Consider the following 15627-nt stretch of genomic DNA (forward strand, 5'->3'; position numbering starts at 1 on the left):
TGGATGAGCGAAGGTGGCGAAATTGGTAGACGCACCAGGTTTAGGTCCTGGCGCCGCAAGGCGTGTGGGTTCGAGTCCCTTCCTTCGCACCACTTTTTATCATTATGCATATCTACCATAGCTCTCGCTATTGTTTTATGCTATTTTTCTATTCATTATAAATGAAAGTGGTTTCAATAGTACTTCTTATATAATTTTACTATTATATTACTTTATTTGCTATTAGTGATTTTTTGATAACTAGTTAGTTTTTGCTTCTTAGTTATTCTAAATACATAATTTGTTGCATTATTAGCACTAAATATTGAAATTTTATTGACTTGATTTTAGAAGATTAGGATAGTATTACAACACGATTTTGGTTGTTGAGGTTTTTTGTTCAGTGCTTTGCCTACTTCAGGTTATGGTTATTGTTCTTTGGCTCTCTCCTTGATTGTGTTTTTTGAGGCTTAGGCCTATGTGTTTCAAGGAAAATATAATATGTTGGAAACTGGAGTAGTAAAGTGGTTTAATGCCGAAAAAGGTTATGGTTTTATAGCCCCTGAATCTGGAGGCAAGGATCTTTTTGTGCATTTTTCTGAAATCCAAGGTACTGGATTTAAATCTCTTGAAGAAAATCAGAGAGTAAGCTTTGTGGTTACTAATGGACCTAGAGGTTTACAAGCAACAAAGATTCAAATATTGCAATAGTAGAATATATTTTATACATAGATAAAATATTTTTACGCATAAGGACCGCTTCTGTGACTATGGAAGTGGTCTTTATTTTTATTAGTTGTCGAGTAATAACTAGATACAGGTTTAATTTTTGAAATATAAAAAAGTATTAGTTTTTGATAGTTTTCTTTATTGAAGTTTTTGAGTTATTTGTATCTAATATAATATAATTTTGAAAAAATTTATAATATTAAAACTTTCCTGTAAACTCTCCAGAGTTAGTAATTTTTTTAACTATTTATTTTTAATGGATTTTTAAATGCAGCCTGTGATTGAATCGCTTTCTGGTTTGAAGCGTCGTGTAGTTCTAGAAGTCTCTGTTGCAAATGTAGAGAATAAGTTTCAGAAACAATTAAAGGACATTGCTAAGAAAACAAAAATCCCTGGTTTTAGACCAGGGAAGGCTCCTATCAAGATGGTTGAGAGCTCTCATGGTTTTAGCATACGACAAGATATTATTAGTAGTGAATTGAGTGATGTATTCGAAAAAATTATTAAATCAGAGAATCTTAATATAGTTGGGATTCCAAATATTGTTCCTATAACAAAATCCACTGAGAACAATAATGTATTAACCTTTGAAGCAACATTTGAAATTTATCCAGAAGTTGTTATTCCTGATTTTGCTAATGTTGATGTCGTTAGATATGTTTCAGAGGTAAAAGATAAAGATGTGGATAAAACTATAGATTTTTTGCGCCAGCAAAAATCATCCTTTGTTAGTAAAAAAGGTAAAGTTATTTCCAAAGGGGACAAGGTAACATTAAGTTTTCTTGGAACAATAAAAGGCAAGCCTTTCCAGGGTGGCAACTCAGATTCTTTTTCTTTTGTTGTCGGTAATGGGCAGCTTTTATCTGAGTTTGAGGATGCTGTACTTGGAATGGTTGATAATGACGAGAAAGTCTTTAATGTAACATTTCCAGACAACTATCAAGATAAAACTCTTTCAGGTAAAACAGCTGAGTTCAGCATTAAAATTATAGATGTCTGTGAAAATATTCTTCCGGAGTTAAATGACGAATTCGCTAAGTTATTTAGTCATGATAAATCATTCAATATTGAAATGCTTCGCCAAGAGATATTAGATAGTTTAAAACGTGATATTGATTTTAGATTAAAAAATAGAAACAAAAAATCTGTTATGAATGTTCTTTCAAACTTAATAAGTTTTGACATTCCTGAAGTTTTGATTGAAGATGAAAAGAATAATATGTTGAATAAATTCAAAAATCATATTAAATCAAAAAACGGTGCAGATAATGTGGAAAATATTTCCCCAGATCTTTTTTCAGAAGAAGCGAAAAATAGAGTTGGTATTGGATTGTTAGTATCTGAGTTGTCTAATAAAAATAATTTATTACCAACAGATGAACAGATCAATGAATATTTCGAGTCAGTTGCAAAAAATTACCAAGATTCTGAAAAGCTAATTAAGCAATATCTTTCAGATAAAAAACATTACTCTGATAGTAAAATGTTAATTCTAGAAGATAATTTAGTTAATTATATTTTCTCATTGGCAAATGTTACTGATGAAGTTCTCTCATTTGAAGATCTGATGGGAATACAATGATAAATAAAAATATAATTACAGACTATTTAGGAATATCAAATTTTAATTATGTTCCAACTGTCATTGAGCAATCTGGAAGATCTGAGCGTGCTTATGATATATATTCTAGGCTTTTAAAAGAAAGGATTGTTTTTTTATCTGGACCAGTGACAGATTATTCTGCTAATTTAGTGATTGCTCAGTTATTATTTTTGGAATCAGATGATCCAAGCAAGGATATCTTTCTTTATATAAATTCTCCTGGTGGTTCTGTTTATGCAGGAATGGCTATATTTGATACGATGAATTTTGTTAAGCCCGATATTTCTACTATGTGTGTAGGAATTGCTGCAAGCATGGGAGCTTTTTTATTAGCCTCTGGTACAAAAGGTAAAAGGTTTTCCCTTCCTAATGCTTGTATGATGATACATCAACCATCAGGTGGAGCACAAGGTCAAGCAAGTGACATCCAAATTCATGCTGAAGAAATACTTAGATTACGTAATCGTTTGAATAAAATATTAGCAGAAAATACTGGACAAAATATGGAAAAAATCTCTAATGACACTGATAGAGATAATTTTATGTCGGCTAGTGATGCTTTGAATTATGGATTGATTGATAAGATATTAGTAAATCGTGCCATTGGATAATGATGATTTATTTTATTCAAAATCTTTTATGTTTTATTGCTAATTTTATATTTTAGAGATGTGATTTATGTCAGTAAAAAGTGAATCTTTGGATGGTGAAGTTTGTTGTTCTTTTTGTGGAAGAAAACAAAATGAGGTTGAGCGTCTAATATCCGGTCCTTCGTCTTTATGCATATGTAATGAATGTATTGATTTATGCAATGAGATTATGCTTGAGGAATCTCATATATCAACAACTAACATAAATAATGATCTTAAATTTAATCTACCAACACCTGGACAAATTAAAAGCCATCTTGATCAATATGTGATAGGGCAAGATATTCCAAAACGCATACTTTCTGTTGCAGTGTATAATCATTATAAGCGCATAAATGATATTAGTAGTTCTGATACCGATAATGAAGTAGAGCTGGCTAAAAGTAATATTATACTTTTGGGTTCGACTGGATCAGGCAAGACTTTGTTGGCTCAGGTGCTAGCAAAATTTCTAGAGGTTCCATTTGTAATAGCAGATGCAACAACATTAACAGAAGCTGGTTATGTTGGAGAAGACGTTGAGAATATTATTCATAAGTTATTACAAACTTGCGATAATGATATAGAAAAAGCTCAAAAAGCAATTATATATATAGATGAAATAGATAAAATTTCTAGAAAATCTGAGAATCCATCTATAACTAGAGATGTTTCAGGAGAAGGGGTGCAACAAGCTCTGCTGAAATTTATTGAAGGAACAGTAGCATCAGTTCCTCCACAAGGAGGAAGAAAAAATCCAAATCAAGATTTTATTCAAGTTGATACTACTAATATATTGTTTATAGTAGGAGGAGCTTTTGATGGTTTAGACAAAATTATTAGATCCAGATCAGAAAAATCTGGTATAGGTTTTTCTGCGAATGTTTTTTCAAGAAACGATGATTCTAATAATTTTAATAAAGTTGAACCAAGGGACTTGGTTAAATTTGGATTAATACCAGAGCTAGTTGGTAGGTTACCTGTCATAGCATCACTTGATGATCTTGATGAAGTTGCTTTGGCTAGAGTCCTAGTGGAGCCTAGGAATTCTATTGTTAAACAATTTCAAAAATTATTTTCTTTTGATAATGTTGATCTCGAAATTACTGAAAAAGCTTTGCACGCTATTGCTCATAAGGCATTAACTAGAAAAACTGGCGCTAGAGGTTTAAGATCCATAGTTGAAAGCGCTTTATTTGATATAATGTACGATATTCCTGATAACAAAGATATATGTAAGGTTGTTCTAGATGTTGCGGAAGAGGATGAATTAAAAATTATCGTTACAAGAAACAATCGAGTATAGTTTTTATTTATCTAAGTTTTTGTTTGGTTTTGTTACCTTTTGCTATTGAATTAGTGTCTATTGGCACCAATATTATCATTATTGATTAAAGTTCAAGTATCAAATAAATTTTTATTTTCATAAACTAATATTTTTATTATCTCAAGGATGCGCTTATGTCGGACAGCAAGCCTGTTCACTCAGAATCTGTAGGTTTACCGTTGCTACCGTTAAGAGATGTAGTTGTCTTCCCAAATATGGCTATACCTTTATTTGTTGGAAGATCTCGCTCTATAAAAGCTCTTGAAATAGCTATGGAAGCTGACAGGAAAATAATTTTAGTAGCTCAGAAATCTGCTAGCAAAGATGATCCTGACGCTGGAGATCTATATAATATAGGTTGTTTGGTTAACATTTTACAGATGCTTAAGCTTCCTGATGGTACTGTTAAAGTTTTAGTAGAAGGTGTCCAACGTGTATCCATTTTAGCTATTGATAATATAGATACCCATTTTGTTTGTAATATTGATTACATAAGTAATGTCGATAGTGATAAAACAGAATTAGAAGCATTGCGACGTGCCCTAACAGAACAGTTTGATGAATATCTCAAACTTAATAAAAAAATACCTTCAGAAGTTATTTCATCATTATTTGATATAAAAGATGCAGAACGTTTAGCATATACAATAGCTGCGCATTTGCCTATCAAGTTGGAAAGTAAGCAGGGTATACTTGAAACTGTTTCATTATCAGAGCAAATGGAATTATTGCTATCTTATATAGATATAGAGATAGATATTCTACAGGTCGAGAAAAAGATACGTGGTCGTGTAAAAAAACAAATGGAGAAAAGCCAGCGAGATTACTATCTTAATGAGCAATTTAAGGCTATTCAAAAAGAACTTGGTGAGGGAGAAGATAACGGCTTAGAGGATCTAGAAAAGAAGATTAATTCAACAAGTTTATCTAAGGAAGCCTCTAAAAAAATAGATTCGGAATTATCTAAGTTAAAATTAATGTCTCCAATGTCGGCAGAAGCAAACGTAATTCGTAATTATATAGAAACTGTCATAAATTTACCTTGGAAAAAAAAGAGTAAAGTTAATATAAATCTCGTCAATGCTGAGAGTGTTTTAGAGAATGATCATTATGGTCTAGAGAAGGTAAAAAATCGTATCATTGAATACCTTGCTGTGCAGAAAAGAGTTAAAAAATTAAAGGCTCCTATCTTATGTTTAGTTGGTCCACCTGGTGTTGGTAAAACTTCATTAGGACAATCTATTGCCAAGGCAACTAATCGCAAATTTGTGAGAATGGCTTTAGGAGGGGTTAGGGACGAAGCTGAAATTAGAGGCCATCGTCGAACATATATTGGATCAATGCCAGGAAAAATCTTACAGAATTTATCAAAAGTTGGTGTTAATAATCCTCTGTTTTTATTAGATGAGGTGGATAAGCTAGGTATGGATTTTAGGGGCGACCCTGCTTCAGCTTTGTTGGAAGTATTAGATCCAGAGCAAAATAATACATTTCAAGATCATTACGTAGAGGTAGACTTTGACCTTTCTGACGTAATGTTTGTAGCTACCAGTAATACGTTTAATATACCGCCTGCATTGCTTGATAGAATGGAGATTATAAGTCTATCTGGTTATACTGATGATGAGAAACTGCATATAGCTAGGTATCATCTTTTACCAAAGATAATGAAAAACAATGGGATCCTAGAAAATGAATTGAAGATAGATGACTCTGCATTAATAGGAATAATACAGTATTATACTAGAGAAGCTGGTGTTCGATCTTTAGAAAGAGAGATAAGTAAAATATGTCGTAAAACAGTAAGGAAAATTTTAGAAAACAGTGAGAAAAACCAGACTAATTCTCTAATTGAGCTTAATTCAAATGGTCTAGAAGAGTATTTGGGTGTTCGTCGATATAATTTTGATTCTGTAGATCATGAAAATAGAGTTGGACAGGTAACTGGTCTAGCATGGACTGAAGTTGGTGGGGATTTATTAACTATTGAGGTGGCAGATGTTTCTGGAAAGGGAAATATCTTGCGTACAGGATCTTTGGGTGAGGTCATGAAAGAATCTGTAGAGGCTGCTCGTACTGTAGTTAGATCTAGATTGGGTTCATTTGGCTTACAAGATGATATCTTTGATAAAAGGGATATGCATGTACATGTCCCTGAAGGAGCTACTCCTAAAGATGGTCCGTCTGCGGGTATAGCTATTGCTACTGCCATGGTCTCTGCATTAACAAAAATACCAGTAAGATTTGATGTTGCTATGACAGGTGAAATTACTTTGAGAGGCGAGGTTCTTCCAATTGGCGGTCTAAAAGAAAAGTTACTAGCAGCTCGTAGAGGAGGAGTAAAGACAGTTTTAATTCCTAATGATAATATAAAAGATTTGTCTGAGATGCCTGATTCTATAAAAGGAAGTTTAGAGATAATACCAGTAAAATGGATAGATAAAGTTCTTGAAATATCTTTAGAAAGAGCTCCTGAGCTTATGAATGCCTCAAGTAAAGGTATAGTTAGTAATAAAAATACAAAAAAAATAATAATAAAATAACAAAACATTAGTGACTATTTACTATATGAGCAGGAAAAATAAATGATTCCTGCTCATATCTTAACTATCGCTCTAGAACCTGTGCTATGCTTGATGCAACGATCTCGACATTTTTGTCATTTAGCGCTGCAACACATATTCTGCCACTAGATACAGCATAGATACCATGTTGCTCACGCAGCATATCAACTTGGTGCGATGTTAGTCCAGAATAAGAAAACATTCCTCTTTGATTTAATACAAAACTAAAATCTTTTTTATTGCTATATTTGCTAATTTCCTCAACAAGTTTTTTACGCATTAGCTTAATTCTATCTCTCATACCAGATAATTCATGCTTCCATGTCTCAAAAAGATCATCAGAGCTCAATATATGATTGACTATACTGGCGCCATGTGTAGGTGGATTTGAATAGTTAGTTCTTATCAATCTTTTTACTTGACTGAGCACTCTATTAGATTCATCTCTGCTGTTAGTGGTTATTGTTAAAGCACCAACACGTTCCCCATATAATGCAAATGATTTTGAAAATGAAGAGCTGATAAATGATGGTATGTCCATATCTGCAAACATTCTAACAACATGCGCATCTTCAGATAATCCATTTCCAAAACCTTGGTATGCAATATCTAGAAATGGTATTAAATCTCGCTCTTTAATTATTTTTGCTATATCTTTCCACTGTGATTCACTAGGATCAATACCTGTAGGATTATGGCAGCATGCATGCAGTACTATTATCGTTCCGCTGGATGCAGTCTTTAAATTTTCAAGCATCTTATCAAATGCAATATTGTTAGTATCTGGATCATAGTAAGAATAAGTATCTACTACAAACCCTGATTTTTCAAATATAGCCCTGTGGTTTTCCCAGCTAGGATCGCTTATTAAGACCTTAGCACCCGGGGACAATTGATGCAACAAATCCGCCCCGATTTTTAAAGCCCCAGTTCCACCAAGAGTTTGTACTGTTAGTGAACGTCCTTCTTCAATTTTACTGGAGTTGGTTCCAAGTAGTAATTTCATTACATTTTTATTGTAGCTAGAAATACCATCAATAGGCAAATAACCTCTAGATAATTTTTTTGATGCAAGAAATTCTTCAGATTTACTAACAGCTTCCATTAAAGGAATTTTGCCATTTTTGTCATAGTATACACCAACTCCAAGGTTTACCTTATTTGGCCTACTATCCGAATTAAATTTTTCATTTAGTCCCAATATAGGATCACTAGCTGCTAGTTTGACAGATTTAAATATATCTTTCATGATGCTCGTCAATGTTATAGATTTAGTATAATGAATTTACAATCCCTTTACAATTTAGAGTCTAACATGACAAATAATAGATTTGTAGCTTTTTCTAGAAACAGTCCATTCAATCTTTTTCAGCCTTATCAGCCTGCAGGCGATCAGCCAGAGGCAATCGATAAATTAATAAATGGTTTAGAAAGTGGTTTGCGTTACCAGACTCTATTGGGCGTTACTGGTTCCGGTAAAACATATACTATGGCTAATATCATAGCAAGAACTGGCAGACCATCATTGATATTAGCTCCTAATAAAACATTAGCAGCACAATTATATTCAGAAATGAGGGATTTTTTTCCTAAAAATGCGGTTGAATATTTTGTTTCTTATTATGATTTTTATCAGCCAGAGGCATATATAGCATCAAAGGATATATTCATTGAAAAAGATGCTCGCATTAATGCTCATATAGAGCAGATGCGCTTATCTGCTACTAAAAGTTTAGTAGAAAGGTCTGATACCATTATAGTAAGTACTGTATCTTGTATATATGGTATTGGTGATATGTCTTGCTATAACTCTATGGCCTTTTCTTTACGTTTAGGTAATTTAGTATCAAGAAATAATTTTTTGAAAAACTTGGTAGATATGCAGTATGTCAGAAATGATACAGAATTCTCTAGATCTACATTTCGTGTTCGTGGTGAATATATAGATATTTTTCCAGCCGAGAACTTTGATTTAGCCCTGAGAGTTTACCTGGTTGATGATGAGATAAAGAAATTATCACTATTTGATCCAGTTATAGGTAAAATAGTTCAGGATATCCCTCGTTTTGCTTTATATCCTGTATCACATTATGCTGTTCCCAGAGGAGTAATATTATCAGCTATTGATACTATAAAAGAAGAGCTAAGGCAACAATTAGAATTTTTAACAGACAACAATAAATTATTGGAAGCAAAACGTTTAGAACAGAGAACAAGATTTGATTTAGAGATGTTACAGGAAACAGGTTTTTGCAAAGGTATTGAAAATTATACTAGACATATATCTAATTCATTACCAGGGGCTCCTCCAAGTACTTTAATGAATTATTTGCCGTCTGATGCTATTATTTTCATTGATGAGAGTCATATAACTCTTGGTCAGTTGTCAGGTATGTATTATGGAGACAGATCTAGAAAAGAAACATTAGTAAGATATGGTTTTCGTTTGCCATCAGCATTAGATAATAGACCTTTAAAATTTGATGAATTTGAAAATATAGTCAAGCAATGTATTTTTGTTTCAGCAACTCCTTCTGATTATGAAAAAAAACATTCTAGTAATGTGGTTGAGCAACTAGTTCGACCAACTGGATTGGTTGATCCGGTTGTAGAAGTTAGATCAGCGGAAACACAGATTGACGATCTTTTACATCAAATAAAAAAAAGAATTATATTGAAAGAAAGAATATTTGTTACAACTCTAACAAAACGAATGTCTGAAAATTTAACTGAATTCTTGAAGGAAAATGGTATAAAAGTAAGATATTTGCATTCGGATATAGATACTGTTGAAAGAGCTGAAATATTACGAGATTTACGCATTGGATCCTTTGATGTTTTAGTAGGAATAAATTTACTGAGAGAAGGTTTAGATATACCAGAGGTTTCTTTAGTCGCAATACTTGATGCTGATAAAGAAGGTTTCTTAAGATCAGAGCGTAGTCTAATTCAAACTATAGGTAGAGCTGCTAGAAATATTAATGGCTATGCGATATTGTATGCTGACAAAATAACAGATTCTATGAGAAAAGCTATAGAAGAAACTCAAAGAAGAAGAGAGAGGCAATTAGAGTTCAATTCTGTACATGGCATTAAAGCGACTGGTATTAAAAAAGATATAAGAGATCTTATAGATGGAATAGTGATTAATAATAAACCATCACTAGTTAATATTGATAGAAAAATTATTAAGTCTCATAAAAAATTATCAAAAGAGATTAAACGATTAGAGAAGTCCATGATTGATCATGCTAATAGATTGGAATTTGAAAAAGCTGCCGAAGTTCGCGACTCTTTGAATGCGCTAAAAGAACTTCTTTTATTTAGCTGAAATATTATTGTTTTTTAGGATATTGCCATGAAAAATGTTCTTTTCGTATGTACTGGTAACATCTGCCGTTCTCCAACCGCAGAAGGTGTATTTAAAAAATTACTATTAAAAAAAGAGATGGGAAGAAATTTTAATGTTGATTCTGCTGGTACTCATCCGTATCATATTGGAAGAAAACCTGATGATCGTTCGATAAGAGAAGCATTATTAAGGGGATACGACATTAGCAATCATGTAGCAAGGCAATTAGAAAATATTGATTTTTTCTGTTTTGACTTTATACTTGCAATGGATTATAAAAATATCCAATACATAAAAGGTATTTGTCCTCATGAATGTTTCTATAAGGTAAAACTTTTAACTTATTTTTCCGATTATTATAATAATTTTGAAATTCCTGATCCTTATTACAGTGCACGTTATGGGTTTAAACTAGTTATAGATTATATTGAAGATGCTTGTAATGGTTTAGTAGATTATCTGAATCTTTAAATATACTTAAAATTTTTTGTTAATTAATTCCTTATAGAAATACTCTGGAATTGTGATATAATAGCCACATGGAGTTGCTTATGGGGTTTTATGATGCGGTTAACTACTAAAGGTCGTTTCGCTGTTACTGCTATGTTGGATTTAGCATTGAATCAAGTTGCAGGGAGGGTTAGTATAGTTTCTATTAGTAAGCGTAATAATATTTCACTATATTATCTAGAGCAATTGTTCATTAAGTTAAGGAAGTGTTCTTTAGTAAGAGGCATGCGTGGTCCAAGCGGTGGTTATTATTTAGCTAAATTGCCAGATAAGATAACTTTAGCAGATATTATATCTGCTGTTGATGAATGTATAGATTCTACAAGTTGCAGTGGAAGGGTTAATTGCATAAAAGACAAATTAACCGGTGAGTATAAAAAATGTTTAACGCATGATCTGTGGTCTGATTTAAATAGACAAATGTTTGATTATCTTAATTCGATTTCTTTACTAGACCTTATGCTAATTCATCGTAATGGTTTAAAACATTCACCTCAAAAGGACCAAGAAGTATATATAGTAAAAAATCTAGGATGTAATTTGACTACTGTATAAGAATATAGTTATTTAGAAGACATGAAGGTTATTATGGCAAAAAAAATAAATCCCCTATCTACATGGATTATTCCGCTACCACGCCTGTAGATCCAAGGGTAGTGGAGAAAATGATACCATGGTTGTATGATAATCCTGGAAATCCTGCTTCTAGAAGCCATAGTTTTGGTTGGAAAGCTGAGGATGCGGTAGAGAAAGCTAGAATAGATGTTGCAAATTTAGTTAATGCAGATCCACGAGAAATTATATGGACTTCTGGAGCAACTGAGTCTAATAACCTAGCAATAAAAGGTGCTGCAAATTTTTATTCTGAAAGAGGTAAGCATATCATTACCATTAAGACAGAACATAAGGCAGTTCTAGATACTTGTCGTAACCTTGAGAAACATGGATTTGATGTTAGTTACCTTGACGTTATGAGTAATGGACTTCTAGATCTTGATTACTTTAGAGACTCTATTAGAAAAGATACTGTGTTAGTTTCAGTAATGTTAGTTAATAATGAGATTGGTGTTATTCAAGATATAGAAGCAATAGGAAAAATATGTAGAGAGAAAGGGATTATTTTTCATGTGGATGCAGCTCAAGCATCCGGCAAGTTAGTAATAGATTTGCAAAAAATGCCTGTTGACTTGATGTCATTTTCTGCTCATAAAGTATATGGTCCTAAAGGAATTGGCGCTTTGTACATTTGTCGCAAGCCTAGGGTACGTGTTGAAGCACAAATTCATGGTGGTGGTCATGAACGAGGACTTAGATCAGGAACATTAGCAACACACCAGATTGTTGGAATGGGAGAAGCATTTCGCATTGCTAAGACAGATATGAATACAGATAATGTGCGTATAGCTTCACTAAGAAACAAATTATTGAAAGGAATCTCTAATATTGAGGATGTTTATATAAATGGTAGTCTGGAAAATAGCGTTCCACATAATTTGAATGTAAGTTTCAATTACGTGGAGGGTGAATCGTTAATTATGGCATTAAAAAACCTAGCCGTTTCTAGTGGTTCCGCATGCACATCAGCTAGTCTAGAACCATCATATGTACTGCGTGCTTTAGGGAGAAGTGATGAATTAGCGCATAGTTCTATTCGTTTTACTCTAGGTAGATTTTCTTGTGAAGATGATATTGATTTTGCTATTCAAGAATTGAATACACATGTTAATAAATTAAGAGACATGTCTCCTTTATGGGAAATGGTTAAAAGTGGTATGGATTTGGAATCTGTGCATTGGTCATCTCATTGATATTGAGTTTTTGAAAGGATATTACTTATGGCTTATAGCGATAAAGTTTTGGATCATTATGAAAATCCTCGTAATGTTGGATCTTTTAGTAAAGATGATGAGTCTGTCGGTACTGGTATGGTTGGGGCTCCTGCTTGTGGCGATGTTATGAAATTGCAGATAAAGGTTAATGGTGATGGCATTATCGAGGATGCTTGTTTTAAAACATATGGATGTGGTTCTGCTATTGCTTCTAGTTCTTTGGTAACAGAATGGATTAAAGGTAAATCACTGACACAAGCAGAAGAAATTAGTAATATGCAGATAGCTGAAGAATTAGCATTACCTCCTGTGAAAATACACTGTTCTATATTGGCAGAAGATGCCATCAGATCAGCTATAAGTGATTATAAGTTAAAAAATAAGATAGATTAATATTTAAGAGATACGAAATGTCTATAGATTTAACTAAGAATGCTGCTTCACATATAGATCGTTTTCTAAAAAAACGAGGCAAAGGCATAGGTTTGCGAATGAAAGTTCAAATAAACGGATGCTCTGGTCTTTCTTATAAAATAGAGTATGTTGATGATTATAATGAAAATGATATAATTTTTGAAAATTTTGGTATAAAAATTTTTATTGACCCTGATAGTTTAATTTACTTGGATGGAACTATACTTGATTATGTTAGAGATGGATTTAAAGAAGGATTTAAGTATATAAATCCTAATGAAAAATCCAAATGCGGCTGTGGTAAATCTTTTATGGTATAAGAATTAATTTTATTTATGCGAAGATTAGATTATTTTAATACATTTGGATTGCCTATTTCATTTTCTATAGATCAAGATAAATTAGAAAAATCCTGGAAACATTTATCTTGTATTGTGCATCCAGATAGATATATAAATTCTGATGATAGAGATCTAAGATCTTCTGTAGAACTGGCATCTTTTGTAAATGAAGCTTACAAGATATTAAAAGATCCAGTGTTACGTGCTAGCCATATATGTGAAATCAATGGTTTTAACTGTAATAAAAAATCTGATATTAGTATTATTTTCCTTGAGCAACAATTAGTATGGAGAGAATCTGTTGATGATTTATATAACATTAGAGATCTTGATGGCTTAAAAAAATTAGGAATAACTCTTTGTAAAGAAAGAGATGAAAGGCTTATATCATTGTCTAAGTTGCTAGATAAAGATTTCGATTATGCAAATTCATGTATTTTAATCAATGAGCTAATGTTTATTGATAAAATTTATAATAACATTGAAGAAAAAATTCTTGTTCTTGCTGACTAGAATATTCTCATATTATTGCAATATTAATTTAACACAAACAAAGTCTAAACAGATGGAACTATTACAAATATCTGAACCTAATGATCTACCTTGTGAAAGATCTAAGAAAACAATTCTTGGTATTGATTTAGGAACTACAAATTCTTTAGTTGCTTTTGTAAATGATAATGATATTCCAGAGGTTTTATGTGATGATCTTAATAGATCACTGTTCCCGTCAATTATTGGTTTTCTAAATGATGGCAAAATTTTAGTTAGTCATCAAGCTATGGAATTAAAAAGCAATGAAATAATATCTTCCTTTAAAAAATTTATGGGAAGATCTTTTGATGATTCAAAATTTCTGCATTCTACTTATAAATTATTAGACAAGAATGGTGTTTTAAAAATAAATACTTCATACGGTGAGTTTACGCCATTAGAAATATCATCCAAAATACTGGATCATCTATATAAGCTAGCCGTGTACAAAATAGGAAAAGATGTTAAAGATGTTGTTATTACTGTGCCTGCCTATTTTAATGAAACTCAGCGACAAGATACCAGGGCAGCAGCAACTCTAATAGGCCTAAATGTGGTTCGTTTAATAAATGAGCCTACAGCAGCTGCAATTGCTTATGGTATTGATAATACTAAGGAAGGCATCTATGCTGTATTTGATTTAGGTGGTGGTACTTTTGATATTTCTATCTTAAAATTTACTGATGGTGTTTTTGATGTTATAGCCACTTCAGGTGATAATGCACTAGGAGGAGATGATTTTGATTTGGCAATAGTTAATTATGTTATGAGTTTATTTCCTAGTAAAGAATTTTCTTTTGAACAAAGAAATGGTTTAATAAGAACAGCAAGAGAAACAAGAGAACATTTATCATATAGTGATTCATCTATGTTTTATTTGCCATCAGAAATAGGAAATCCTATAGAGATAAGCAATGATATTTTCTACAAATTGGTGGATCCTTTAATTATTAGAATATCTAAATGCATTAAAAATTTACTACTTGATGCTAAATTAAAGACTGATGATATTTCTGGGGTCATAATGGTGGGCGGATCTACTAGAATGCCTATAATACGTAATTTTGTGGCTAAATATTTTAAGAAAGAGCCATTATTCAATCTTGATCCAGATAAAGTTGTTGCTATTGGTGCAGCTATATACGGTGATATGTTATTGAATAGAGAATCCTTGAGTAAAGAGTGGCAACTATTAGATGTTACTCCTTTGTCATTAGGTATAGAAGTTGCTGGTGGATTGGTAGAGCGAATAGTACGTAGGAACAGTAAAATCCCTGTTTCTCACTCTCAAGATTTTACTACTATGAAAAATGGACAAACTGCGATGAAGATCCATGTTCTTCAAGGTGAGAGTGATTTAGTATCTAAATGTCGTTCTTTAGCTTATTTCGAATTAAATAATATTCCGGCAATGCCGGCTGGCCAAGCTCGAGTTAATGTGACTTTTCAGATAGATGCAGATGGTTTATTACTAGTATCTGCCAAGGAGTCAATGACTGGCCTGGGATCAAGTGTAATAGTTAATAATTTGAGTAAAATGTCACATGATGAGATAAGAAGTTTACTTTTATCAGACGATAATAAATCGGTAGATAAAGAAGATTCTTCAATATTCTACAAATTAAAATTAAAACTAGAGAATTTATTAGAATCAACAAACACAATACTTAATACAGATTCTGATCTTATAAGTGAAAATGAGTTATCTGAGGTGAAGAGTAAAATTATTAGCGCAAATAATTTGTTGAAGGTTGGTAATATTGATTTTGATAACTTAAAAATGATGTGGATTATTTTTCATCATTAAATGATGATC

The 15627-nt window shown here is 32.2% G+C and carries 14 protein-coding genes and 1 tRNA gene; 14 read left to right on the forward strand and 1 reads right to left on the reverse strand.

The annotated features are described in order from the left end of the window. The first annotated feature begins 7 nt into the window (after window positions 1–7). From ST1E_RS01260 to lon, 6 genes are all read left to right on the forward strand, one after another. Window positions 8–92 (forward strand) — tRNA-Leu (locus ST1E_RS01260). A 391-nt stretch (window positions 93–483) separates the two neighbouring features. Further along, a complete protein-coding gene (locus tag ST1E_RS01265; protein WP_041186005.1) occupies window positions 484–690 on the forward strand; it encodes a cold-shock protein in 207 nt (68 codons plus the stop codon). A gap of 286 nt (window positions 691–976) precedes the next feature. Next, window positions 977–2290: a trigger factor gene (gene tig / locus ST1E_RS01270; protein WP_015389434.1), complete on the forward strand. Its 1314-nt coding sequence runs from the start codon at window positions 977–979 to the stop codon at window positions 2288–2290. Then, window positions 2287–2922, forward strand: coding sequence for an ATP-dependent Clp endopeptidase proteolytic subunit ClpP (gene clpP, locus ST1E_RS01275; RefSeq protein WP_015389435.1), 636 nt, complete (start codon window positions 2287–2289; stop codon window positions 2920–2922). The genes tig and clpP overlap by 4 nt, the downstream gene beginning before the upstream one ends. A 67-nt stretch (window positions 2923–2989) precedes the next feature. Continuing rightward, entirely contained in the window at window positions 2990–4246 is a 1257-nt protein-coding gene (clpX, locus tag ST1E_RS01280; protein WP_015389436.1) for an ATP-dependent Clp protease ATP-binding subunit ClpX, read from the forward strand. 155 nt (window positions 4247–4401) lie between these two features. Next, the gene (gene lon, locus ST1E_RS01285) at window positions 4402–6810 is read left to right on the forward strand and encodes an endopeptidase La (protein WP_015389437.1); all 2409 of its coding nucleotides are present in this window, start codon (window positions 4402–4404) and stop codon (window positions 6808–6810) included. 64 nt (window positions 6811–6874) lie between these two features. On the opposite strand, the gene ST1E_RS01290 is transcribed toward lon, so the two are convergent. Then, a complete protein-coding gene (locus ST1E_RS01290; protein WP_015389438.1) occupies window positions 6875–8080 on the reverse strand; it encodes an amino acid aminotransferase in 1206 nt (401 codons plus the stop codon). A gap of 66 nt (window positions 8081–8146) precedes the next feature. Between ST1E_RS01290 and uvrB the strand changes: the two genes are divergently transcribed. The 8 genes from uvrB to hscA all read left to right on the forward strand — a co-directional run bounded on the left by uvrB (window position 8147) and on the right by hscA (window position 15618). Beyond that, window positions 8147–10162, forward strand: coding sequence for an excinuclease ABC subunit UvrB (uvrB, locus tag ST1E_RS01295; protein ID WP_015389439.1), 2016 nt, complete (start codon window positions 8147–8149; stop codon window positions 10160–10162). 27 nt (window positions 10163–10189) lie between these two features. Further along, entirely contained in the window at window positions 10190–10654 is a 465-nt protein-coding gene (locus ST1E_RS01300; protein WP_015389440.1) for a low molecular weight protein-tyrosine-phosphatase, read from the forward strand. A gap of 93 nt (window positions 10655–10747) precedes the next feature. Beyond that, the gene (locus tag ST1E_RS01305; RefSeq protein WP_041186006.1) at window positions 10748–11248 is read left to right on the forward strand and encodes an Rrf2 family transcriptional regulator; all 501 of its coding nucleotides are present in this window, start codon (window positions 10748–10750) and stop codon (window positions 11246–11248) included. Window positions 11249–11310: 62 nt separating this feature from the next. After that, on the forward strand, window positions 11311–12501 hold the full coding sequence (locus ST1E_RS01310; RefSeq protein WP_015389442.1) for an IscS subfamily cysteine desulfurase: 1191 nt from the start codon (window positions 11311–11313) through the stop codon (window positions 12499–12501). 27 nt (window positions 12502–12528) lie between these two features. Beyond that, window positions 12529–12915: a Fe-S cluster assembly scaffold IscU gene (iscU, locus tag ST1E_RS01315; protein WP_015389443.1), complete on the forward strand. Its 387-nt coding sequence runs from the start codon at window positions 12529–12531 to the stop codon at window positions 12913–12915. Window positions 12916–12932: 17 nt separating this feature from the next. Beyond that, window positions 12933–13256 (forward strand): HesB/IscA family protein, encoded by a 324-nt coding sequence (locus ST1E_RS01320; RefSeq protein ID WP_015389444.1) that lies wholly within the window; start codon window positions 12933–12935, stop codon window positions 13254–13256. A 15-nt stretch (window positions 13257–13271) separates the two neighbouring features. Then, the gene (gene hscB / locus ST1E_RS01325) at window positions 13272–13790 is read left to right on the forward strand and encodes a Fe-S protein assembly co-chaperone HscB (protein ID WP_015389445.1); all 519 of its coding nucleotides are present in this window, start codon (window positions 13272–13274) and stop codon (window positions 13788–13790) included. Between the two features lie 52 nt (window positions 13791–13842). Next, window positions 13843–15618: a Fe-S protein assembly chaperone HscA gene (gene hscA / locus ST1E_RS01330; RefSeq protein WP_015389446.1), complete on the forward strand. Its 1776-nt coding sequence runs from the start codon at window positions 13843–13845 to the stop codon at window positions 15616–15618. Window positions 15619–15627: the final 9 nt, after the last annotated feature.

Origin of the sequence: Candidatus Kinetoplastibacterium galatii TCC219 (assembly GCF_000340905.1) — a bacterium.
Lineage (GTDB): Bacteria > Pseudomonadota > Gammaproteobacteria > Burkholderiales > Burkholderiaceae_B > Kinetoplastidibacterium > Kinetoplastidibacterium galati.

What these genes read in the sequence shown, in the direction of transcription:
- tig (WP_015389434.1), top strand. Translation starts at nt 977, where the DNA reads ATGCAGCCTGTGATTGAATCGCTTTCTGGTTTGAAGCGTCGTGTAGTT.
- clpP (WP_015389435.1), top strand. Translation starts at nt 2,287, where the DNA reads ATGATAAATAAAAATATAATTACAGACTATTTAGGAATATCAAATTTT.
- clpX (WP_015389436.1), top strand. Translation starts at nt 2,990, where the DNA reads ATGTCAGTAAAAAGTGAATCTTTGGATGGTGAAGTTTGTTGTTCTTTT.
- lon (WP_015389437.1), top strand. Translation starts at nt 4,402, where the DNA reads ATGTCGGACAGCAAGCCTGTTCACTCAGAATCTGTAGGTTTACCGTTG.
- ST1E_RS01290 (WP_015389438.1), bottom strand. Translation starts at nt 8,080, where the DNA reads ATGAAAGATATATTTAAATCTGTCAAACTAGCAGCTAGTGATCCTATA.
- uvrB (WP_015389439.1), top strand. Translation starts at nt 8,147, where the DNA reads ATGACAAATAATAGATTTGTAGCTTTTTCTAGAAACAGTCCATTCAAT.
- ST1E_RS01300 (WP_015389440.1), top strand. Translation starts at nt 10,190, where the DNA reads ATGAAAAATGTTCTTTTCGTATGTACTGGTAACATCTGCCGTTCTCCA.
- ST1E_RS01305 (WP_041186006.1), top strand. Translation starts at nt 10,748, where the DNA reads ATGCGGTTAACTACTAAAGGTCGTTTCGCTGTTACTGCTATGTTGGAT.
- ST1E_RS01310 (WP_015389442.1), top strand. Translation starts at nt 11,311, where the DNA reads ATGGATTATTCCGCTACCACGCCTGTAGATCCAAGGGTAGTGGAGAAA.
- iscU (WP_015389443.1), top strand. Translation starts at nt 12,529, where the DNA reads ATGGCTTATAGCGATAAAGTTTTGGATCATTATGAAAATCCTCGTAAT.
- ST1E_RS01320 (WP_015389444.1), top strand. Translation starts at nt 12,933, where the DNA reads ATGTCTATAGATTTAACTAAGAATGCTGCTTCACATATAGATCGTTTT.
- hscB (WP_015389445.1), top strand. Translation starts at nt 13,272, where the DNA reads ATGCGAAGATTAGATTATTTTAATACATTTGGATTGCCTATTTCATTT.
- hscA (WP_015389446.1), top strand. Translation starts at nt 13,843, where the DNA reads ATGGAACTATTACAAATATCTGAACCTAATGATCTACCTTGTGAAAGA.